This window comes from Streptomyces drozdowiczii, assembly GCF_026167665.1.
GTDB classification, from domain to species: Bacteria; Actinomycetota; Actinomycetes; order Streptomycetales; family Streptomycetaceae; genus Streptomyces; species Streptomyces drozdowiczii_A.
Window position 1 is genome coordinate 5870497 of record NZ_CP098740.1, and the last position, 21347, is coordinate 5891843.

The 21347-nt window shown below is 71.5% G+C and carries 19 protein-coding genes and 1 riboswitch; of the genes, 15 read left to right on the forward strand and 4 right to left on the reverse strand.

Annotation, left to right across the window (positions count from 1 at the left end; all coding sequences use genetic code 11):
* Positions 1-20 precede the first annotated feature (20 nt).
* On the forward strand, positions 21-704 hold the full coding sequence (rpe, locus tag NEH16_RS26800; protein ID WP_073967761.1) for a ribulose-phosphate 3-epimerase: 684 nt from the start codon (positions 21-23) through the stop codon (positions 702-704).
* A 147-nt stretch (positions 705-851) separates the two neighbouring features.
* Positions 852-1868, forward strand: coding sequence for a sugar-binding transcriptional regulator (locus tag NEH16_RS26805; RefSeq protein WP_018524258.1), 1017 nt, complete (start codon positions 852-854; stop codon positions 1866-1868).
* 77 nt (positions 1869-1945) lie between these two features.
* Here the strand turns inward: NEH16_RS26805 and NEH16_RS26810 are convergent, their stop codons facing one another.
* Positions 1946-2968, reverse strand: coding sequence for a terpene synthase family protein (locus tag NEH16_RS26810; RefSeq protein ID WP_265545409.1), 1023 nt, complete (start codon positions 2966-2968; stop codon positions 1946-1948).
* 307 nt (positions 2969-3275) lie between these two features.
* Between NEH16_RS26810 and NEH16_RS26815 the strand changes: the two genes are divergently transcribed.
* From NEH16_RS26815 to NEH16_RS26830, 4 genes are all read left to right on the forward strand, one after another.
* Positions 3276-4742: a GuaB1 family IMP dehydrogenase-related protein gene (locus tag NEH16_RS26815; protein ID WP_073967759.1), complete on the forward strand. Its 1467-nt coding sequence runs from the start codon at positions 3276-3278 to the stop codon at positions 4740-4742.
* Between the two features lie 129 nt (positions 4743-4871).
* A complete protein-coding gene (locus tag NEH16_RS26820) occupies positions 4872-5327 on the forward strand; it encodes an Lrp/AsnC family transcriptional regulator (protein WP_073967758.1) in 456 nt (151 codons plus the stop codon).
* 234 nt (positions 5328-5561) lie between these two features.
* The gene (locus NEH16_RS26825) at positions 5562-6359 is read left to right on the forward strand and encodes a carbon-nitrogen hydrolase family protein (RefSeq protein WP_265545410.1); all 798 of its coding nucleotides are present in this window, start codon (positions 5562-5564) and stop codon (positions 6357-6359) included.
* Between the two features lie 53 nt (positions 6360-6412).
* Complete coding sequence (locus NEH16_RS26830) at positions 6413-8113, forward strand: flavin monoamine oxidase family protein (RefSeq protein ID WP_265545412.1); 1701 nt, start codon at positions 6413-6415, stop codon at positions 8111-8113.
* A gap of 12 nt (positions 8114-8125) precedes the next feature.
* On the opposite strand, the gene NEH16_RS26835 is transcribed toward NEH16_RS26830, so the two are convergent.
* Together NEH16_RS26835 and NEH16_RS26840 are read right to left on the reverse strand one after the other, a co-directional pair.
* Complete coding sequence (locus tag NEH16_RS26835; RefSeq protein WP_265545413.1) at positions 8126-9517, reverse strand: uracil-xanthine permease family protein; 1392 nt, start codon at positions 9515-9517, stop codon at positions 8126-8128.
* Between the two features lie 154 nt (positions 9518-9671).
* Positions 9672-10898 carry an MFS transporter gene (locus NEH16_RS26840; protein WP_265545414.1) on the reverse strand — a complete coding sequence of 409 codons (1227 nt, stop codon included), beginning with the start codon at positions 10896-10898 and terminating at the stop codon, positions 9672-9674.
* 122 nt (positions 10899-11020) lie between these two features.
* Here NEH16_RS26840 and NEH16_RS26845 point away from each other — a divergent pair, with 122 nt between their 5' ends.
* Positions 11021-12196, forward strand: a complete 1176-nt coding sequence (locus NEH16_RS26845; protein WP_265545415.1) for an ROK family transcriptional regulator — start codon at positions 11021-11023, stop codon at positions 12194-12196.
* 196 nt (positions 12197-12392) lie between these two features.
* On the opposite strand, the gene NEH16_RS26850 is transcribed toward NEH16_RS26845, so the two are convergent.
* Positions 12393-14708: a chitinase C-terminal domain-containing protein gene (locus NEH16_RS26850; RefSeq protein ID WP_265545417.1), complete on the reverse strand. Its 2316-nt coding sequence runs from the start codon at positions 14706-14708 to the stop codon at positions 12393-12395.
* A 286-nt stretch (positions 14709-14994) separates the two neighbouring features.
* Positions 14995-15125, forward strand: a riboswitch (FMN riboswitch).
* 155 nt (positions 15126-15280) lie between these two features.
* Here NEH16_RS26850 and ribD point away from each other — a divergent pair.
* The 8 genes from ribD to NEH16_RS26890 all read left to right on the forward strand — a co-directional run bounded on the left by ribD (position 15281) and on the right by NEH16_RS26890 (position 21168).
* The gene (gene ribD, locus NEH16_RS26855) at positions 15281-16381 is read left to right on the forward strand and encodes a bifunctional diaminohydroxyphosphoribosylaminopyrimidine deaminase/5-amino-6-(5-phosphoribosylamino)uracil reductase RibD (protein ID WP_265545419.1); all 1101 of its coding nucleotides are present in this window, start codon (positions 15281-15283) and stop codon (positions 16379-16381) included.
* Entirely contained in the window at positions 16382-16999 is a 618-nt protein-coding gene (locus NEH16_RS26860) for a riboflavin synthase (protein ID WP_265545420.1), read from the forward strand.
* The gene (locus NEH16_RS26865; RefSeq protein ID WP_018103934.1) at positions 16996-17640 is read left to right on the forward strand and encodes a nicotinamide mononucleotide transporter family protein; all 645 of its coding nucleotides are present in this window, start codon (positions 16996-16998) and stop codon (positions 17638-17640) included. Before NEH16_RS26860 ends, NEH16_RS26865 begins: the two co-directional genes overlap by 4 nt.
* Complete coding sequence (locus NEH16_RS26870; protein ID WP_265545423.1) at positions 17637-18935, forward strand: bifunctional 3,4-dihydroxy-2-butanone-4-phosphate synthase/GTP cyclohydrolase II; 1299 nt, start codon at positions 17637-17639, stop codon at positions 18933-18935. Before NEH16_RS26865 ends, NEH16_RS26870 begins: the two co-directional genes overlap by 4 nt.
* A gap of 40 nt (positions 18936-18975) precedes the next feature.
* Positions 18976-19461 (forward strand): 6,7-dimethyl-8-ribityllumazine synthase, encoded by a 486-nt coding sequence (gene ribH / locus NEH16_RS26875; RefSeq protein WP_073967749.1) that lies wholly within the window; start codon positions 18976-18978, stop codon positions 19459-19461.
* A 34-nt stretch (positions 19462-19495) separates the two neighbouring features.
* Complete coding sequence (locus NEH16_RS26880) at positions 19496-19768, forward strand: phosphoribosyl-ATP diphosphatase (RefSeq protein ID WP_073967748.1); 273 nt, start codon at positions 19496-19498, stop codon at positions 19766-19768.
* Between the two features lie 61 nt (positions 19769-19829).
* Positions 19830-20678: an ATP phosphoribosyltransferase gene (hisG, locus tag NEH16_RS26885; RefSeq protein WP_073967747.1), complete on the forward strand. Its 849-nt coding sequence runs from the start codon at positions 19830-19832 to the stop codon at positions 20676-20678.
* A 25-nt stretch (positions 20679-20703) separates the two neighbouring features.
* On the forward strand, positions 20704-21168 hold the full coding sequence (locus tag NEH16_RS26890; protein ID WP_265545424.1) for a PH domain-containing protein: 465 nt from the start codon (positions 20704-20706) through the stop codon (positions 21166-21168).
* The last annotated feature ends 179 nt before the right edge of the window (positions 21169-21347 follow it).

A 21347-nucleotide genomic window follows, 5' to 3' on the forward strand; every position in this document is an offset into this window, starting at 1 on the left:
GAACATGGCAGGCTTGGCCCATGGCCCAGATCAACCCGAGTATTCTCTCCGCCGACTTCGCGCGCCTCGCCGATGAGGCCAAGGCCGTCGAAGGTGCCGACTGGCTCCATGTCGATGTCATGGACAACCACTTCGTGCCCAATCTGACCCTCGGCGTGCCGATCGTGGAATCGCTCGCCAGGGCCACGGACACGCCGCTGGACTGCCATCTGATGATCGAGGACGCCGACCGCTGGGCACCGCAGTACGTCGAGGCGGGCGCCGGGTCGGTCACCTTCCACGCCGAGGCCGCCGCCGCCCCCGTCCGGCTGGCCCGGGAGATCCGCGCCAAGGGCGCCCGCGCCTCCATGGCGCTCAAGCCGGCGACGCCCATCGAGCCGTACGAGGACCTGCTCCCCGAGCTCGACATGCTGCTGATCATGACCGTGGAGCCGGGCTTCGGCGGCCAGGCGTTCCTGGACATCATGCTGCCGAAGATCCGCCGCACCCGTGAGCTGATCTCCAAGCACGGGCTCGATCTGTGGCTCCAGGTCGACGGCGGCGTCTCCGAGTCCACCATCGAGCGGTGCGCCGAGGCCGGCGCCGACGTCTTCGTCGCCGGCTCGGCGGTCTACGGCGCCGAGGACCCGGCCGCCGCGGTGCGCGCCCTGCGCGCCAAGGCCGACGGGGCCATCGGCGCGGCCGGCTGGGCCTGCGCGCACTGAGTCCGGGGCGGCCGGGGCGGGCGAGCGTCACCCGGGCCAAGGGCAGATGAACGGGGTCCGACGGGACCGGTCAGGGAGCGTCGTATCTGACAGGATGAACGGCGTATCAAGAGCGTGAACAGCAGTGAGGAGAACGCGGTGTCTGCAATGTCGGCGGGCCGGTCCGCCCTGCGGATGGGGCCCGCGGAGCTGGTGCAGGCGGCGGCCATGGCCCGCCGCTTCTACCTCGAGGGCAAGTCCAAGATCCAGATCGCCGAGGAGTTCGGCGTCAGCCGCTTCAAGGTCGCCCGGGTCCTGGAGACCGCCCTGGAGCGCGACCTCGTACGCATCGAGATCCGGGTCCCCGCGGAGCTGGACGCCGAGCGCTCCGACGCGCTCCGGGCCCGCTACGGACTGCGCCACGCGGTCGTCGTGGAGTCCCCGGCGGAGGAGCAGGACGACGCGGCGGACCCGGAGAACCTGGGCGAGGTCGCGGCCGACCTGCTCGGCGAACTGGTGACCGAGGGCGATGTGCTCGGGCTCGCCTGGGGCCGCTCGACCATCCACATGGCCGCCGCCCTCGACCGGCTGCCCCCGTGCACGGTCGTGCAGCTCACCGGGGTGTACGACGCGGGCACCGCCGAGCGCGGTTCGGTGGAGGCGGTGCGGCGCGCCGCCCAGGTCTCCGGCGGCGAGGCCCACCCGATCTACGCGCCGATGCTGCTGCCCGACCCGGCGACGGCCGCCGCGCTGCGCCACCAGACGGGGATCGCCCGGGCCTTCGAGTACTTCGACAAGGTGACGGTCGCGGCCGTCTCCATCGGGTCCTGGGAGCCGGGCATCTCGACCGTGCACGACATGCTCTCCGACGAGGAGCGCCGGCACTACGCCTCGCTCGGCGTCGCCGCCGAGATGTCGGCCCACCTCTTCGACGCGGAGGGCCGCCGGGTCGGCCGGGACCTCGGCGAGCGGTGCATCACCGTCGAGGCGGACCGGCTGCGCCGGATCCCCGAGGTCGTCGCCATCGCGGGCGGGCAGCGCAAGGCCGCCGCGATCGGCGCGGTGCTGCGGTCCGGCCTGGTCACCAGTCTGGTCACGGACACCGCCGCCGCCGACTACCTCCTCACCGAGTCCGCCGCCCCGCGCCGGCCGGCCCTGGAGCGCGCGGACCCGGACGGCGACTGAGACGTACGGGCACACGGGCACAGCGGAGAGGGGCGGGCGGTCACGGACCGCCCGCCCCTCTCCCGTGGCTCCGGTGCTCAGTCCTGGGGGACGCCCAGGACCGTGGACTCCAGATACTGCTCCGGCTGCTCGTACTGACTGACGTCGGCCGGGTTGTACCGGGGCGTCTGCCGGGACCAGTCGAGATTGCCGCGCATCCAGCTGCGCATGCCGTCGAGGTACGGCTCCAGCATCGGCGTCAGCTGCGGATACGCCTCGAGCAGCTCGGTCTCCGCCGCCAGGAAGCGCTCGGTCTCGACGGCGATCTCCGCGCAGACGTGCTCCAGCGCCTCCTGCTTGCCGTAGCCGCGGTGGTGGCGGACCAGGTGGACGAGGTTGTGGATCTCGCCGAGCACCTGCTCCTTCTCGTACGAGTACACGTCATTGGCCCAGCAGACGTGGTTGCAGGACGCTTCGAGCGCGGTGATGAACCGGGGGTCGTTGTGGATCGAGGAGGGCGCCTCGATGCCCGCGACGATCTCTATCAGGTCCATGCAGACGATGATCGCGCCGGTGTGGCGGCGCTTCTCTATGTAGAGCTCCTCCGACGGCACGATGCCCGCCGCCCGGTTCCCGGCCTCCCAGGTGGTGGCGGTGGTGAGGTACTTCTTCAGGTGCCAGGCGAACCTGCGCCGCCAGTGCACCGCCGCGGTCGGCGTCGTACGTTGCCACAGGTCGATGAGGGCCACCACGGCGGCGGGCAGCTCCTCGTTCTCCAGCACGCCGGTGCGGGTGCCCTCGACCACCGCCAGCATCAGGGCGACGACGTCCCGCACGCGCTCCGGGCTCCGGCCGAGGTGGCCGTCGTCCAGCTGGTCGTCGACGAGGAAGAGCCAGACGAACCAGTCGGCGACGAGGTCCAGGGTCTCACTGTCGGCGGTCGGGTAGACCATCCCGACGAACGCGCCGAAGTCCGCCTGCTCGAAGCGCTCCCTGGCCGAATCCCGGTGCACCAGGCCGGTGTTGCGGGTCCAGGAATCCAGATGCTCCCGTACGTGGGCGACGTGCGGGTTCGTCCGCTGGGGGAACGGGCAGTAGATGTCCGGCAGTTCGTTCTCCACGGGCGGGTCGTGATCCTCTCCGGTCGTACGGGTGACGGAAGTTGAGCACGATCCGTCCGTTCATCCGGGGCGTTGTGGTGACCCACGGGACCTGCGGGTTTGAAGCTACCTGACCCCCTGTCACCAGGTCCAGGGCAGATGATCGGGAATGGTTGAAAGCTGTTCGGGTAAGGTCCGGGGGTAAGGCAGGTGGCACTTGCCCGGGACTCCCGCAGCGCTCCTTTCGTAGGAACATACGAGCGTGGGGGTCATTTGCTGTGTCTTCGTGGAAGCGACCTGCGCCATTTCGTATGAAAAAATGAGTGTTATGCGTTTTCTTGAGCCCGGCACCGGTCGCTATACAGAGTCCCCCTCGGTCCCGTACGACCTCACGTACGACGACGTCTTCATGGTCCCGGGCCGGTCGGCGGTCGGATCGCGCCAGGGTGTCGACCTGTCGTCGCCCGACGGCAGCGGCACCACCATCCCCCTGGTCGTCGCGAACATGACCGCCATCGCGGGCCGCCGGATGGCCGAGACCGTCGCCCGCCGCGGCGGCCTCGTCGTGATCCCGCAGGACATTCCGATCGAGGTCGTCACCGAGGTCATCTCCTGGGTGAAGACGCGCCACCTGGTGCTCGACACGCCCATCGAGCTGTCGCCGGGCCAGACCGTCGCCGACGCGTTGTCGCTGCTGCACAAGCGCGCGCACGGTGCCGGGGTCGTCGTGGACGCGGACCGCCGGCCCGTCGGTGTGGTCACCGACCACGACCTGTCCGGTGTGGACCGCTTCACCCAGCTCTCCGAGGTCATGTCCAAGGACCTGGTCGTCCTGGACGCGGACATCGACCCGCGCGACGCCTTCAACAAGCTGGACGGCGCCAACCGCAAGCTCGCCCCCGCCGTCGACGCGGACGGCCGGCTCGTCGGCATCCTCACCCGCAAGGGCGCTCTGCGGGCCACGCTCTACACCCCCGCCACCGACGCGGCCGGCAAGCTGCGCATCGCCGCCGCCGTCGGCATCAACGGCGACGTGGCCGGCAAGGCCAAGCAGCTGCTCGACGCCGGTGTGGACACCCTGGTCGTGGACACGGCGCACGGCCACCAGGAGTCCATGATCAGCGCGGTGCGCGCGGTCCGGGCGCTGGACCCGCAGGTGCCGATCGTGGCGGGCAACATCGTCGCCGCCGAGGGCGTGCGCGACCTCATCGAGGCCGGCGCGGACGTCATCAAGGTCGGCGTCGGACCGGGCGCCATGTGCACCACCCGCATGATGACCGGAGTGGGCCGCCCCCAGTTCTCCGCCGTGCTGGAGTGCGCCGCCGAGGCGAAGAAGTACGGCAAGCACGTCTGGGCCGACGGCGGCGTCCGCCACCCGCGCGACGTGGCCATGGCGCTCGCGGCCGGGGCGTCCAACGTGATGATCGGCTCCTGGTTCGCCGGGACCTACGAGTCCCCGGGCGACCTTCAGCAGAGCGCCGACGGGCGCTTCTACAAGGAGTCCTTCGGCATGGCGTCCGCGCGCGCCGTGAAGAACCGCACCTCCGACGAGTCCGCGTACGACCGGGCCCGCAAGGCGCTCTTCGAGGAGGGCATCTCCACCTCGCGGATGTTCCTGGACCCGACGCGCCCCGGCGTCGAGGACCTGATCGACTCGATCATCGCGGGCGTCCGCTCCTCCTGCACCTACGCGGGCGCGGCCTCGCTCGCGGAGTTCGCCGAGAAGGCCGTCGTCGGCGTCCAGAGCGCGGCCGGCTACGCGGAGGGCAAGCCGCTGCACGCCAGCTGGAGCTAGGGCCTGTCCGGCCGGGATTCGACCGGCCGGGTGCGAGCCGTGGTCTACTGCCGGGGGTGGCATCTGCCGCTCCCCGGCACAGTCATGCCCGGCTCCGTCCGTGCCTCGCAGAGAAGTGACCCGTACGACGTGCGACTGAACGACCTCGACGAACGCATCGTCCACGCCCTGGCCGAGGACGCCCGCCGCTCCTACGCCGACATCGGCTCGATCATCGGCCTGTCCGCGCCCGCCGTGAAACGCCGGGTCGACCGGCTGCGCGCCGAGGGGGCCATCACCGGGTTCACCGTGCGGGTCGACCCGGCGGCGCTCGGCTGGGAGACCGAGGGGTACATCGAGATCTACTGCAGCCGCAACACGTCCCCGGAGTCGATCAAGCAGGGCCTCGCCCGCTATCCCGAGGTCGCCTCCGCGTCCACGGTCACCGGCGACGCGGATGCGCTGGTGCAGGTCTTCGCGGCGGACATGCGGCATTTCGAGCAGGTGCTCGAGCGGATCGCGGGGGAGCCGTACGTGGAACGGACGAAGTCCGTGCTGGTGCTTTCGCCGCTGCTGCGGCGCTTCTCCTCCGGGTCCCCGGGGTAGGGCCGTCCGCCGGGTGGGCCGGGCCCTCCGGCGAGGGTTCCGTCGTCAAACGCCGGACGGGCTGGAGTGGGCCGGCCGCGGGTCGGGCCGGAGCGGCGCAATGAATCGCCGCGGCCCGTGCGATCCGCGCAACGGATCGGGCGTCGGTGCGCAACGGTCGCGTCTTGTTCGGGCCGAACGGCTGAACGTACCGTTTCTACGTCCCCGCCCCGCCCGTATCGTCCGAGGTCAGCCATGCCGCCGTTGCGCACCGCCCTGCTCCAGAGCTCCGGGCGTCCCGGCTCGGTTGCCGGGTCCGTCGAGCTGCTGGCGGATGCCGCCCGCCGCGCCGCCGCCACCGGGGCCCGGCTTCTGGTCTGCCCCGAGCTGTATCTCACCGGGTACGCCATCGGTGACGACGTCCCCCGGCTCGCCGAGGCCGCCGACGGGCCCGCCGCCCGTGCCGTCGCCGAGATCGCCGTGCGGCACGGGATCGCCGTCCACTACGGCTACCCGGAGCGCGAGGGCGACACCCTGTACAACTCCGCGCAGCTCATCGGCCCCGACGGCACCACGCTCGCCAACTACCGCAAGACCCACCTCTTCGGGGACTTCGAGCAGCGCTGGTTCACCCCGGGCGGGCAGCCCGTGGTCCAGGCCGAGCTGGACGGGGTCCGCATCGGCCTGCTGACCTGCTACGACGTCGAGTTCCCGGAGAACGTACGGGCGCACGCCCTGGCCGGGACCGATCTCCTGCTGGTCCCGACCGCGCTGATGCACCCCTTCTCGTTCGTGGCGGAATCCCTCGTCCCGGTCCGCGCCTTCGAGAGCCAGCTCTACCTCGCGTACGTCAACCGGACCGGCCCGGAAGGCGAGTTCGACTTCACCGGGCTGAGCTGCCTGGCCGGACCCGACGGCATCGTCCGGGCCCGTGCGGGGCGCGGCGAGGAGCTGGTCACCGCCGACGTCGACCTCGCTCTCCTCGCGGACTCCCGGGCCGCCAATCCGTATCTCCGCGACCGCCGCCCCGGTCTGTACGGCTCCCTCGTCTGAGCCCGCACCGCCCCCGTCCACGTCTTCGCCCGTCCGCTAGGAGCCCGTACCCCATGACCGCCGTGCCCCCCGCCGTCCAGCACACCGAGGAAGCGGCCCCGCCGATCACCATGTTCGGGCCGGACTTCCCGTACGCGTACGACGACTTCCTCGCCCACCCGGCGGGGCTCGGGCAGATACCGGCGACCGAGCACGGCACCGAGGTGGCCGTCATCGGCGGCGGGCTCTCCGGCATCATCACCGCGTACGAACTGATGAAGATGGGCCTCAAGCCCGTCGTCTACGAGGCCGACCGCATCGGCGGACGGCTGCGCACCGTCGAGTTCGAGGGCTGCGCCACCGACGGCGAACGCCTCACCGCCGAGATGGGCGCGATGCGCTTCCCGCCCTCCTCGACCGCCCTCCAGCACTACATCGACCTCGTGGGCCTGGAGACGAAGCCGTTCCCCAACCCGCTCTGCCCGGCGACCCCTTCGACCGTGGTCGACCTCAAGGGCGAGTCGCACTACGCCAGGACCATCGACGAACTCCCGCAGGTCTACCGCGATGTGATGGACGCCTGGAACCGCTGCCTGGAGGAGGGCGCCGACTTCTCCGACATGAACCGGGCGATGCGCGAGCGCGACGTGGACCGGATCAGGGAGATCTGGTCCCGGCTGGTCGAGAAGCTGGACAACCAGACCTTCTACGGCTTCCTCTGCGATTCCGACGCCTTCAAGTCCTTCCGGCACCGCGAGATCTTCGGGCAGGTCGGCTTCGGCACCGGCGGCTGGGACACCGACTTCCCCAACTCCATCCTGGAGATCCTGCGGGTCGTCTACACCGAGGCGGACGACCACCACCGCTCCATCGTCGGCGGCAGCCAGCAGCTCCCGCTGCGCCTGTGGGAGCGGGAGCCGCGGAAGATCACGCACTGGCCGCTCGGCACCTCGCTGTCCTCGCTGCACGGCGGCGAGCCGCGCGGGGCCGTCACCCGGCTCAACCGCACGGCCGGCAACCGGATCACCGTCACCGACGCCTCGGGCGACATCCGCACCTTCCGGGCGGCCGTCTTCACCGGGCAGTCCTGGCTGCTGCTCTCCAAGATCGCCTGCGACGACGCGCTCTTCCCGATCGACCACTGGACGGCGATGGAGCGCACCCACTACATGGAGTCGTCCAAGCTGTTCGTGCCCGTCGACCGGCCGTTCTGGCTGGACAAGGACGAGACCACCGGCCGCGACACGATGTCCATGACACTGACGGACCGGATGACCCGGGGCACCTACCTGCTGGACGACGGGCCGGACCGGCCGGCCAGCATCTGCCTCTCGTACACCTGGTGCGACGACAGCCTGAAGTGGCTGCCGCTCTCCGCGACCGAGCGGATGGACGTGATGCTGAAGTCGCTCGGCGAGATCTACCCGAACGTCGACATCCGCAGCCACATCACCGGCAACCCGGTCACCGTCTCCTGGGAGAACGAGCCCTGGTTCATGGGCGCGTTCAAGGCCAACCTGCCGGGCCACTACCGCTACCAGCGGCGGCTGTTCACGCACTTCATGCAGGACCGGCTGCCCGCCGACAAGCGGGGCCTGTTCCTGGCCGGTGACGACATCTCCTGGACGGCCGGCTGGGCCGAGGGTGCCGTGCAGACCGCGTTGAACGCCGTGTGGGGCGTGATGACCCACTTCGGCGGCGCGACCGACGCGACCAACCCCGGCCCCGGCGACCGCTTCGACGAGCTGGCCCCGGTCGAACTCCCGGAGGACTGACCGGGACCCCGGTCACGCGTCCGTGGCCGGGGGCTCCTTGTCGTACGCCGACGTGCCCGAGTCGAGCAGCGGCTCCTGCGTCTTCAGGTGCGCCGGGGCGAAGGCGCGCAGGACGTGGTAGCCGGTGATCACGACGATGGTGCCGAGGGCGATCCCGCTCAGCTCGAAGTTGTCCGTGATCTTCAGGCTGACCCCGCCGACGCCGATGATGATGCCCGCCGCGGCCGGCACCAGGTTCAGCGGATTGCGCAGGTCCACCTTGGCGTTCAGCCAGATCTGGGCGCCGAGCAGGCCGATCATGCCGTACAGGATGACCGTGATGCCGCCGAGCACCCCGCCCGGGATCGCCGCCACGACCGCGCCGAACTTCGGGCAGAGGCCGAAGAGCAGGGCGAAGCAGGCGGCGGCCCAGTAGGCGGCGGTGGAGTACACCCGGGTCGCGGCCATCACGCCGATGTTCTCGGAGTACGTGGTGTTCGGCGGGCCGCCCACCGCCGTCGACAGCATCGAGGCGGCGCCGTCCGCCGCGATGGCGGTGCCCAGCTTGCCGTCCAGCGAGCGGCCGGTCATCTCGCCGACCGCCTTCACATGCCCGGCGTTCTCCGCGATCAGGGCGATGACGACGGGCAGGGCGACCAGGATCGCCGACCACTCGAAGCTGGGCGCGTGGAAGGACGGCAGCCCGATCCAGTCGGCCTTGCCGACGCCCGACAGGTCCAGGCGCCAGTGGTCCACCGACTCGGTGCCGCCGGCGGGGGAGTGGATCTTCCCGAAGACCAGGTCGAGCAGCCAGGACAGGACGTAACCGAAGACCAGCCCCAGGAAGATCGCGATCCGCGAGAAGAAGCCGCGCAGGCACACCACGGCCAGACCGGTGAACAGCATCACGAGGAGGGCCGTCCACTGGTCCTGCGGCCAGTACGTCGACGCGGTCACCGGCGCCAGGTTGAACCCGATGAGCATGACCACCGCGCCGGTCACCACCGGCGGCATCGCCGCGTGGATGATCCGCGCGCCGAACCGCTGCACCGCGAGACCGGCCAGGAACAGCACCGCGCCGACCACGAAGACCGCGCCGGTCACCACCGCGCTGTCGCCGCCGCTCGCCCGGATCGTCGCGGCGACCCCGACGAACGAGAGCGAACAGCCCAGATAGCTCGGCACCTGGCCGCGCGTGGCCAGCAGGAAGATGGCCGTCGCGACACCGGACATCATGATCGCCAGGTTGGGGTCGAGCCCCATCAGGACCGGCGAGACGAACGACGCGCCGAACATGGCGACCACGTGCTGGGCGCCCAGCCCGAAGGTGCGGGGCCAGGAGAGCCGCTCGTCGGGGCGGACCACCGCTCCCGGTGCGGGCGTCTTCCCGTCGCCGTGCAAGGTCCAGCGCACGCCGAGGCCCATGGTTGCTCCCTGTGTGTAGGTGCGCGAGCCCGTGCCGGCCGGCCACGGCGCTCGTCGCGGAAAAGATCAGCGCCATGGTAGTGGTGCCCGGCCCGCGCGCCCCGGCCGGACCCACCTATTCCGCTTCGCCGGTTCCGCGACGCCCGGGGAGGGGTCAGGCGCGGGGCTCGGCCGCCGCCGCGTCCCGTACCGCGCCCCCGGCCACCGGTTTGCGGTCACCGGCCCGCAGCACCCCCGCCCCCAGGACCAGGCCGAACGCCAGCACCGTCACCAGGCCGAACGACACGACCAGCGAGGTCGCCTCGGCCAGCGAACCGATCGCCGACGGGGCGATGAGCCCGGAGGTGTAGGTGATCGTCGCGACGCCCGCGATGGCCTGGGCCGGCTTGGGCCCGCTGCGCCCGGCCGCCGCGAAGGCGAGCGGGACCACCACGGCGATGCCGAGCCCCATCAGCCCGAAGCCGCACATCGCGAGCGCCACATGCGGGGCGGTGACCACGAGGACCCCGCCGACCGTCGCCAGGACGCCTCCGGCCCGTACCGTGCGCACCGCGCCGAAGCGGTCCACGACCCGGTCCCCGGCGATCCGGGCGACCGCCATCGTCAGCGCGAACGCGGTGGTGGCCACCGCCGCGAGACCGGCCGAGCTGTCCAGCGTGTCGCGGAGGTAGACCGCCGACCAGTCGAGGCTGGCCCCCTCGGCGAAGACCGCGCAGAAGCCCACCGCACCGATGATCAGGGCCGACCTGGGCGGCAGCGCGAAGCGCGGCGGCGGCTCCTCGTCCGGCTCGCTGCGCAGGTCGAACACCCACTGGCAGGCGGTCAGCCCGAGCAGGGTCAGCACCCCGGCGGCTATCACATGGTGCAGCCGGGCGTCCGTGCCCGCGTGGGCGGCCACCGTGCCCGCCGCCGAACCCAGCAGGGCGCCCACGCTCCACATGCCGTGCAGCCCGGACATGATCGACTTGTCGAGGCGGTTCTCCACCTCGACCCCGAGCGCGTTCATCGCCACGTCGGACATGCCGGACGAGGCCCCGTACACGAACAGCGCCGCGCACAGGGTGAGCAGGTTGGGGGCCAGGGCGGGCAGGACCAGGGACAGTGTCCACAGGGCCAGCAGGCCGCGCAGCGCGGTCCGCGCGCCGAAGCGGTGGCTCACGGCGCCGGCCAGCGGCATCGCGACCGAGGCGCCGATCGCGGGGAAGGCCAGCGCCAGGCCCAGCTGGCCCGCGCTCACTCCCGCGTGGTCCTGGATCCAGGGGACCCGGGTGGCGAAGCTGCCGGTCACCGACCCGTGCACGGTGAAGACCGCCGCGATGGCGTACCTGGCCCGCCGCACCTCCTTGGTGCCGAAGACCGTAGCCGTGGATGTGGTTGTCATACCGCCGTGCCCTCCCCTGGAGTCCTGTTCCACGATGCGGGCGATAAACTATCAGGAACCCTGCCTGATAAATAGACCGTCCGTACGTCTCCGGTTCGGCGGTGATCTGGAAGGATTCCGGCATGCCCGCATCACCGAGCACCGCCCGGGCCATCAACGACCGGCTCGCCCTGCGGCTCCTCCAGCAGGACGGCCCCCTGACGGCCACGCAGTTGAAGACCCTGACCGGGCTCTCCCGGCCCACCGTCGCGGACCTCGTGGAACGCCTCCAGGGCGCGGGTCTGATCCATGTCGTCGGCGAGACCGGGGCCGACCGCAGGGGCCCCAACGCCCGGCTCTACGGCATCGTCGCGGACCGCGCGCTGCTGGCCGGGCTCGACGTGCGCACCGACAGCGTCGCCGTCGTCATCGCCGATCTGCTGGGCGCCACGCTGGCCGAGGCGACGCTGCCGGTCGGTGAGACGGAGGGGGACGACGCCGTGGAGCGGGCCGTCGCGCTGCTGGCGGCCACCGTCCGCAACGCGGGGAGCGCGCCCCTGCACAGCGTCGGCATCGGCGCACCCGGCCTGATCGACCCGGTCACGGGGGAGCTGCGGGACAGCAGCGGGCTGCCGTCCTGGCACCGCAGCCTGGTCCGGGCGCTCCAGGAGCGGCTGCCGGCGACGGTGCTGGTCGACAACGAGACGAACCTCGCCGCCGTCGCCGAGCACCGCGTCGGCGCGGCCCGCGGCCACGACACGTTCGTCCTGATCTGGCTCGGCCACGGGGTGGGGGCGGCGGTCATGCTCGACGGGAAGGTGCGCCGGGGGGCCTCGGGCGGCGCGGGGGAACTCGGCTTCCTGCCGGTCCCGGGCACGGCGGGCACGCCCTCGGCCGTCAACTGCGACGGGGGCTTCCACTCGCTGGCCAGTTCGGCGCCGCTCTGCGAGCTGGCCGCGCGGTACGGGATCGCCGTCGCGGATGAGGGGCAGGAGCCCGGTGCGGCGGCGGCCGTCCGGGCGGCGCTCGCGGGGGAGGGCGACGGCGAGGGCTTCCTCGCCGCCCTGGCCGACCGGATCGCGCTGGGCGCCGCCGCGGTGGCGTCGGTCCTCGACCCGGGGCTCGTCCTGCTCTCCGGCGAGGTGGGCCACGCGGGGGGCGACGCCTTGGCCGCCCGTGTCGAGGAGCGGCTGGCCGCGATGTCCCCGCTGCGCACGGAGGTCCGGGCGGGGCTGCTGGGCGGCACGGCGGTGCGCCGGGGGGCGTTGCTCGCGGCGCGGGATGCGGCGCAGGAGGCGATTTTCGCGCCGGGCGCTTGATCCGTGTCCCGGTCCGGGCCCCCGCGAGTTGCCCCGGACCGGCGAGCCGGTTCCGTCCTCAAACGCCGGACGGGCTTGGGTGGTCCGGGGCGGGCCGCACGCGCACCCGCCCCGGACCGGCGAGCCGGTTCCGTCCTCAATCGCCGGACGGGCTTGGTTTGCCGGGGCGGGCCCGCGTACGGGCCCGCCCCGGAACTCAGCAGGCGCCCAGGTCCTGCCAGACGCCCCATTCGCCCGTGGAGCCGGGCTTCTCGCCCTTCGTCCACCACTTCGCCTTCCACTGGTGGCCGTCCTGGCTCACCGTCGTACCGGCGCCGTACTCCGCGCCCGCGCTCCACGCCCCCGCTGCGCAGGTGCCGCCCGACGGGTCGGGCGTCGGGGTCGAGCCCGTGCCCGGCTCGACCACCGTCGTGCCCCGGGCCAGGTCCGCCGCCAGCGCGTAGGACGTGCCGCCGAAGGTCACCGTCCAGTTGGACGGCGTGGACGTCGGCAGGTAGTACACGAAGTCGACCTGGACCGACGCGCCGGGCGCCAGGCTCTGCCAGGACGGCAGCTTCAGCGAGACGCGGTTGTAGTCGCCCTTCAGTCCGCCGATGTTGTTCGCGGCGGTGTGGTCGCTGCGCACGATCGTCGTGCCGAAGCCCGACTGGTCCTTGGCGTTGGCCGGCGCCGAGGTGGAGTAGTCGAACCGGAACTCCGTGCCGCCCGGCAGCGTCGCCTTCGTGTGGTTGGTGATCGTCAGCTTGGGGCTGATCGGGTAGTTGGAGTCGCCCAGCGGGAACTGGCCGAAGGAGACGTCGATGTCCAGCGCCTGCGCCGGCAGGTCGATGGTGGAGCGCTTCGCCCCGTACGGCGCCGCCTTCTTGAAGGTGTCGTACATGGTCGAGGTGAGCGTCGAGCCGGGCTCGTACTGACCCTTGGCCGCGTTCCATCCGTAGTCGCCGGCCAGCTCCCAGATCATCGTGCCGCCGATGCCCTTGTCGGCCACGTAGTCCGCCTTGGCCCGCACGGACTGCTCGTCCTCGGTGGAGAGGAAGACCTTCTTCTGGGCGTTCCACAGCCACGGCGCGACCAGCGTCGAGTCGTAGTTGCGGACGTAGCTGCCGGTCAGCTTCGTGTCCGCGGGGAACCCGTAGTCCGTGACGTAGTCGCCGACGATGCCCTTCTCCAGGTTCTTGGCGTGCCACATCGGGTTGGACCCGGCCGGCGACTCCTTGCCGTTGGTGTCCAGGTCGTGCCAGAGGTTGTCGATGCCGACGGCACCGTCACCGCACTTGGTCAGCCCCGCACCGGCCGGGCAGTCGGTCGAAGCCGCCTTGCCCCACAGGCCGTTGGTGCCGCCCTGCACGTTCTTGAAGCCGCGGGTGTAGTACGGCAGGCCGATGTTGATACGGCCGGACGGCATCGAACCGCGGAAGTAGTGGTAGGCCCAGTCCGTGTTGAGGTAGCCGGTGCCGCCGTACTGCGAGGTGGAGTAGACGCTCGCCTGGGCCAGCTCCGCGTCCTTGCCGTCGTCGTAGAGCGCGGCGTTGGGGCCGACGTACTCGTTCCAGGCGCCGTGCAGGTCGTACGACATGATGTTGACGTAGTCCAGGTACTTCTGGACCTGGAACGTCTCCATGCCGCGCAGCAGATAGCCCGAAGAGGGGGCGGCGACGCTGAGCAGGTAGTGGTGGCCGTCGGCGGCGGAGGCCCGGTCCAGCTTCTCGCGCAGGGTCTTCATCAGCGCGGCGTAGCCCTTGACCAGGCCGGCGCGGCGGGCGTTGGACAGCGTCCAGTCCAGCGGGTTGCCCGCGTCCTTCATGGTCGTCGGGTACTCGTAGTCGATGTCGACGCCGTTGAAGCCGTACTTCCGGACGAAGTCGACCGCCGAGTCCGCGAAGGTGTCGATCCCGGCCTGGTTGACCGAGCCGTCGGCGTTGGTGGCCATCGCGTAGAAGCCGCCCGAGCCGACCCGCTCCCCGTCGTCGCCGAAGTAGCCGCCGGTCTCGGCCCAGCCGCCGACGGAGACCATCGTCTTCACGTTCGGGTACTGCTTCTTGAACTTGCTCAGCAGGTTGAAGTGGCCCTTGTAGGGGAGGTCCGGGTCCATCTCGGCGCCCTTGACGCCCGGCCAGGTCATGCCGGTGGAGGCGTTTTCCGGCCCGTCCGCGCCCACGGAGAGCTTGTTGGCCCCGTCGACGTGCGCGAAGGCGTAGTTGAGGTGGGTGACCTTGTCCCAGGGGATGTCGGAGGCCAGGTAGGCGGGCTTGCCGTCCTTGCCGGTCCGCCAGTTGGTGAAGTAGCCGATGACGCGCCGGGGGTGGTCGGCGCCCATCTTCTCGCGGCCCTCGGAGTCGTACACGGAGCAGTAGGGGACGGCGACGCCCGGCGTCTCGTAGAGCCCGTCGGGGCGACAGGACTCCTGGTCGGCGGCTTGCGAGGGGGTCGCGGAGAGCGAGCCGATCAGCAGCGCGGCGATGCCCGCGCCGGCGGCGAGGAGCGAGGCTCTCGCACGGGTGGGGGACAGCACGTTCGGTTCCTCCTGGGGAGGTCGGCAGAACACAACTGAACAAAGGGGGTGGGTCGTGCCTGGTCCCGGGCGTGCGCACACCGTGGGACCGCTCCTCGGAGGTGACGCAGAGATTAAGAGGACTAGACCAGTGCGTCAATAGGTCTGGACCAATAACGTTCCCGCGCGGTTCATTCCTGTGCGGATGTCCGAAAGAGTTCTTGTTACGTGCTGTCTGTGAGCCACTCCACAGCGTTCACCCGGTTGGCCCCTGCCGGGTCGTGGCACACTGATCGTGTACCAGCAGCAGCGCACTCCGGGGTCGGTGCAATTCCGAACCGGCGGTTACAGTCCGCGACCCGTCCGCATCCAGCGGCCGGTTGACCAGGTGAAATTCCTGGACCGACGGTTAAAGTCCGGATGGGAGGCAGTGCGCGGCGGGCCGTTTCGCGGGTACGCCGCCGTCGGCGGAGGTTCCGGATCACCGGACCCCTCCGTGTTTTCCGGCTTCAGGCGTCCCTGTCGTGCGTTCCGCTTCTTCTGTCGTCATCGACAGGCCCCGGAGTCCGTGCCCGAAGAGGCAGGAGGACCCGGTGGACACCGCAGCCGACATCACCGCCATGCGCCGAGCCATCGCGCTCGCCGCCCGCGGCCTCGGCTCCACCAGCCCCAACCCGGTCGTGGGATGCGTCGTCCTCGACGCCGCCGGCGAGACCGCGGGCGAGGGCTTCCACCAGCGCGCCGGCGGCCCGCACGCCGAGATCCACGCCCTGCGCGCGGCCGGCGACCGGGCCCGGGGCGGGACCGCCTACGTCACCCTCGAACCGTGTAACCACACCGGCCGCACCGGCCCCTGCGCCCGGGCGCTCGTCGAGGCCGGGATCGCCCGTGTCGTGTACGCGGTCGGCGACCCGAACCCGCAGGCCACCGGAGGCGCCGACACGCTCCGCGCCGCCGGCGTCCGGGCCGAGGCGGGCCTCCTCGCCGACGAGGCCGAGGCGGGCAACGCCGCCTGGCTCACCTCCGTCCGGCTGGGCCGCCCGCACGTCACCTGGAAGTACGCCGCGAGCCTGGACGGCCGGGTCGCCGCCGCCGACGGCACCAGCCGCTGGATCAGCTCCGCCGAGTCCCGCGCCGACGTGCACCGGCTGCGCGCCGAGGCCGACGCGGTCCTCGTCGGCTCCGGCACCGCCCGCGCCGACGACCCCCAGCTCGGGGTGCGCGGCATCGACGGCGCGGTCCAGCCCCTGCGCGTCGTCATGGACACCCGCGCCACCGCCGTACACCCCGGCGCCCGGGTCCTCGACGCCACCGCGCCCACCCTGGTCGCGGTCGCCGAGGACGCGGAGACCGGCCACCTGCCCGACGAGCTGGTCCTGCGGCTGCCCCGCGCGGCCGACGGGCCCGGGCTCGACCCGGCCGCCCTGCTCGCCGCCCTCCACGGGCGCGGCGTCCGCTCCGTACTCCTCGAAGGCGGCCCGGTCCTGGCCGGCGCCTTCGTCGCCGCGGGACTCGTCGACAAGGTCGTCGGCTATCTCGCCCCCGTCCTCATCGGCGCGGGCCCCGCCGCCCTCGCCGACGCCGGAATCTCCACGATCACCGAGGCGTTGCGCCTCGACGTGACGGAGACCGTCCGCATCGGCCCCGATCTGCGCGTCACCGCCGTCCCCGGCCCCGCCCGGAAGGAGAACTGAATGTTCACCGGAATCGTCGAAGAACTGGGCGAGGTCACCGCCGTCGAGCAACTGGACGACGCCTCCCGCTTCCGCCTGCGCGGACCCGTCGTCACCGAGGGCGCCAAGCACGGCGACTCCATCGCCGTGAACGGCGTCTGCCTGACCGTGGTGGACCTCGGCGAGCACGAGTTCACCGCCGATGTGATGGCCGAGACGCTGAACCGCTCCAGCCTCGGCGCCCTGACGACCGGCTCCCGCGTCAACCTCGAACGCCCCATGGCGCTCGGCGGACGGCTCGGCGGCCACATCGTCCAGGGCCACGTCGACGGCACCGGGCACATCCTGGAGCGCCGCCCCTCCGAGAACTGGGAGATCGTCAAGATCTCGCTCCCGGCCGCCCTCACCCGGTACGTGGTGGAGAAGGGCTCGATCACCGTCGACGGCGTCAGCCTGACCGTGGTGGACGCCGGACCCGACTTCTTCACCATCAGCCTCATCCCCACCACCCTGGCGCTGACCACGCTCGGCATCAAGGGGCCCGGCGACCCGGTCAACCTCGAAGTGGACGTCATCGCGAAGTACGTCGAGCGGCTGCTCGGCAACGGCGCGCCGGAGACCGCGGAGGAAGCGAAGTGAGCGCCCTGCACTGGCTGAACTCCGAGGCGTTCACCGTCCTCGACCAGCACATCATCTGGTCCGACATGATCGGCAACACCGTCGGCCTGATCGCCCTCGCGCTCGGCTGGCTGCGCTCGATCTGGACCTGGCCCGCCCAGCTCCTGTCCGGCGTCGTGCTGGTCGCCGCCAATGTCTCCGTCCAGCAGGCGGGCAGCGTCGGCAAGCAGGTCATCGTCATCGCGGTCGCCGTCTGGGGCTGGCAGCAGTGGACCCGCGGGCGGCAGCAGGCCCAGGACGGCTCCATAGCGGTCCGGTTCGCCACCTGGCGCGAACGCGGCTACCTGGTCGGCGGGGCGGCCCTCGGCACCCTCGCGGTCGGCGGCCTGTTCACCGCCTTCCCCTCGCTCTCCTGGAGCCCGTGGGCGGACGCGTACATCTTCGCGGGCACGCTGGTCGCGATGCTCGCCCAGGCGCGCGGCATGGTCGAGTTCTGGTTCGCCTGGCTCCTGGTCGACCTGGTCGGCGTCCCGCTGAACTTCCACAGCGGGCTCGCCTTCTCCGGTCTCATCTACGTCGTCTACGGCGCCCTCGTCCTGTGGGGCATGCGCGACTGGTGGCTGCGTACGCGGACACCCGCTCTGGAAGGAGCCACGGCATGACTGCCCAGCCCACCTGGTTGCACCGGGACCACGAAGTCCCCGTCGAGGACCTGGCCCTGGACCCCGTCGAGCAGGCCATCCGCGACATCGCGGCCGGCCGGCCCGTCGTGGTCGTGGACGACGAGGACCGCGAGAACGAGGGCGACCTCGTCATCGCCGCCGAGAAGGCCACGCCCGAGATCGTCGCGTTCATGATGAGCGAGTGCCGCGGACTGATCTGCGCGCCCATGGAGAGCGACGAGCTGGAACGGCTCGAACTGCCCCAGATGGTGGACCACAACACCGAGTCGATGAAGACCGCCTTCACCGTCTCCGTCGACGCCACGGCCGCCCACGGCGTCTCCACCGGCATCTCCGCCGCCGACCGCGCCACCACGCTCCGGCTGCTCGCGGGCGGCTCGGCCGGGCCCGGCGACTTCGTGCGCCCCGGCCACGTCTTCCCGCTGCGCGCCCGCTCCGGTGGGGTCCTCGCGCGCAACGGCCACACCGAGGCCGCCGTCGACCTCGCCCGGCTCGCCGGACTCCGGCCCGCCGGCGCGATCGTGGAGATCGCCGGCGAGGACGGCGTCATGCTGCGGCTGCCCCAGCTGGTGCCGTTCGCCCGCAAGCACGGCCTCACGATCATCTCCATCGAGGACCTGATCGCGTACCGCCGCAGCAACGAGCCCACCGTCCGCCGCGAGGCCGAGGTGCGGCTCCCCACCCGCTTCGGCGCGTTCACCGCGTACGGCTACCGCTCCACCGTGGACGGCGTCGAGCACGTCGCGCTGGTGCACGGCGAGATCGGGGACGGCGAGGACGTCCTGGTCCGGGTCCACTCCGAGTGCCTGACCGGCGACATCTTCGCCTCCGAGCGCTGCGACTGCGGCCCCCAACTGCACGCCTCCATGGAGCGGATCACGGACGAGGGGCGCGGCGTCGTCGTCTATCTCCGCGGCCACGAGGGCCGGGGCATCGGCCTGCTCTCCAAGCTCCGCGCGTACGAGCTCCAGGAGCGCGGCGTCGACACGCTCGACGCCAACCTGGAACTCGGCCTGCCCGCCGACGCCCGGGACTACGCGGCGGGCGCCCAGATCCTCGCGGACCTCGGCGTGCGCAGCCTGCGCCTGATGACGAACAACCCGGACAAGACCGCCGCGCTCACCCGGCACGGCCTGACCGTCACCGGGCGCGAGCCGATGCCCGTCCAGGCCGGCGAGCACAACCTGCGGTACCTGCGCACCAAGCGCGACCGCATGGGACACGACCTGCCCTGGCTCGACGCGGTCCCCGCGTCCGCCTGCGGCAACCAGTAGCACCACCAGCAGACACCCGTACAGAAAAGCCAGGAGAGACATGAGCGGCAAGGGCGCACCCGAACTGTCCGTACGCAACTGCGGCGACCTCCGTGTGGCGGTCGTCGCCGCGCAGTGGCACGAGAAGGTCATGGACGGGCTCGTCGACGGCGCCCTGCGCGCCCTGCACGAGCTGGGCATCGACGAGCCGACCCTGCTCCGGGTCCCGGGCAGCTTCGAGCTCCCGGTCGTCGCGAAGGTGCTGGCCGGGCGCGGGTACGACGCGATCGTCGCCCTCGGCGTGATCATCCGCGGCGGCACCCCGCACTTCGAATACGTGTCCCACGGCGTCACCAACGGGCTGACCCAGGTGGCCGTCGACACCGGCGTCCCGGTCGGCTTCGGCGTACTCACATGCGACAACGAGGAGCAGGCGCTCGACCGCGCCGGTCTCGAAGGGTCCAACGAGGACAAGGGGCACGAAGCGGTCACCGCCGCGGTCGCCACCGCCGCCACACTGCGCTCGGTCAGCGAACCCTGGCGCTGAGTGCGGGCGCGGCACCCCGTATTCTGAGCACATCATGGCGAACAAAACCTTCGAAGAGCTCTTCGCCGAGCTGAAGCTCAAGGCCGCCAACGGCGACCCCTCCACCTCCCGCACCGCCGAACTGGTGGAGAAGGGGGTCCATGCCATCGGCAAGAAGGTCGTCGAGGAGGCCGCCGAAGTCTGGATGGCCGCCGAGCACGAGAGCAAGGACGCCGCCGCCGAGGAGATCTCGCAGCTGCTGTACCACGTCCAGGTGATGATGGTCGCGCGCGGGATCTCCCTGGACGACGTCTACGCCCACCTCTGAGCCAGGCCCGCACCCCCCGTACGTCATCCCGCCACACCTTTCGCAAAGGAAACCCGACCTCATGCTGCGCATCGCCGTCCCCAACAAGGGTGCTATCTCCGGGCCTGCGATGGCGATGCTCCATGAGGCGGGCTACAAGCAGCGCAAGGAGTCGAAGGAACTCGTCCTGGTGGACCCCGCCAACGAGGTCGAGTTCTTCTACCTGCGCCCCCGCGACATCGCGATCTACGTCAGCTCGGGCCGGCTCGACATCGGCATCACCGGCCGCGACCTGCTGCTGGACTCCGGCGCCGAGGCCGAGGAGATCCTCCAGCTCGGCTTCGCCCGCTCCACGTTCCGCTACGCCACCAAGCCCGGGACCGTCGCGGGCCCCGAGGGCTTCGACGGCCTGACGATCGCCACCTCCTACGAGGGCATCGTCGCCAAGCACCTCGCCGAGGCAGGCGTCAACGCCTCCGTCGTCCACCTCGACGGCGCCGTCGAGACCGCCATCGAACTCGGCGTCGCCCAGGTCATCGCGGACGTCGTGGAGACCGGCACCAGCCTGCGCAACGCCGGTCTCGAGGTCATCGGCGAGCCCATCATGACCTCCGAGGCCGTCGTCATCCGGCGCACCGGCGCCCCAGCGGACGACCCCAAGGTCCAGCAGTTCCTGCGCCGCCTCCAGGGCGTCCTGGTGGCCCGCAGCTACGTGATGATGGACTACGACTGCCGCGTCGAGCACCTGGAGCGCGCCGTCGCCCTCACCCCGGGCCTGGAGTCGCCGACCATCTCCCCGCTGCACCACGAGGGCTGGGTCGCCGTCCGCTCCATGGTCGCCGCCGCCGAGGCGCAGCGGATCATGGACGACCTGTACGACCTCGGCGCCCGCGCCATCCTCACCACCGCGATCCACGCCTGCCGTCTCTGACGGCGGGAGACGGAAGAAGAGCACGATGTCAGCCCCCGCACCCCCGCCCGGCCCGCCGGCCCTGCCGGTCACCTTCCGGCCGACCCGCACCCGGGTGGTCCTGCTGACCGTCGGCGCGGTGATGTTCGCCGTCATCACCGTCGTCGCCTTCACCCTCGAACAGCTCAGCGGGGGCGAGCGGGTCAGCTTCGTCTTCACCGCGCTGCTCTTCTTCGGCGTCCTGGCGCTGCTCAGCCGCCCCAAGGTCGTCGCGGACGAGGAGGGCGTGACGGTGGTCAACCTCACGCGCAGCCGCCGCCTCTCCTGGGCCGAAATCGTCCGCGTCAACCTGCGGGTGGGCGACCCGTGGGTCTTCCTGGACCTCAGCGACGGCACCAGCATGCCCGCCCTCGGCATCCAGCCCGGCATCGCCAAGCAGCGCGCCATCCAGGACGCCCGGGCCCTGCGCGCCCTCGCCGAAAGCCACGGCACGGGCACGGACAACGGCTGAGCCCCCTGCCCCGCACGGCCTCCCGTTGATTACTCTGGAGGGCGGTGGCGCCCCGTGCGCGCCCCGCCCCGCCCGAAGGCCCACGCGGCCGGCGGGGATTTTCCTGCGACCCGAGGAGTGACTCCCTCCAGCAATGGACGGATCGTCCGGTAGTACCTGCGCCGCCCCCTCCGTGGAGG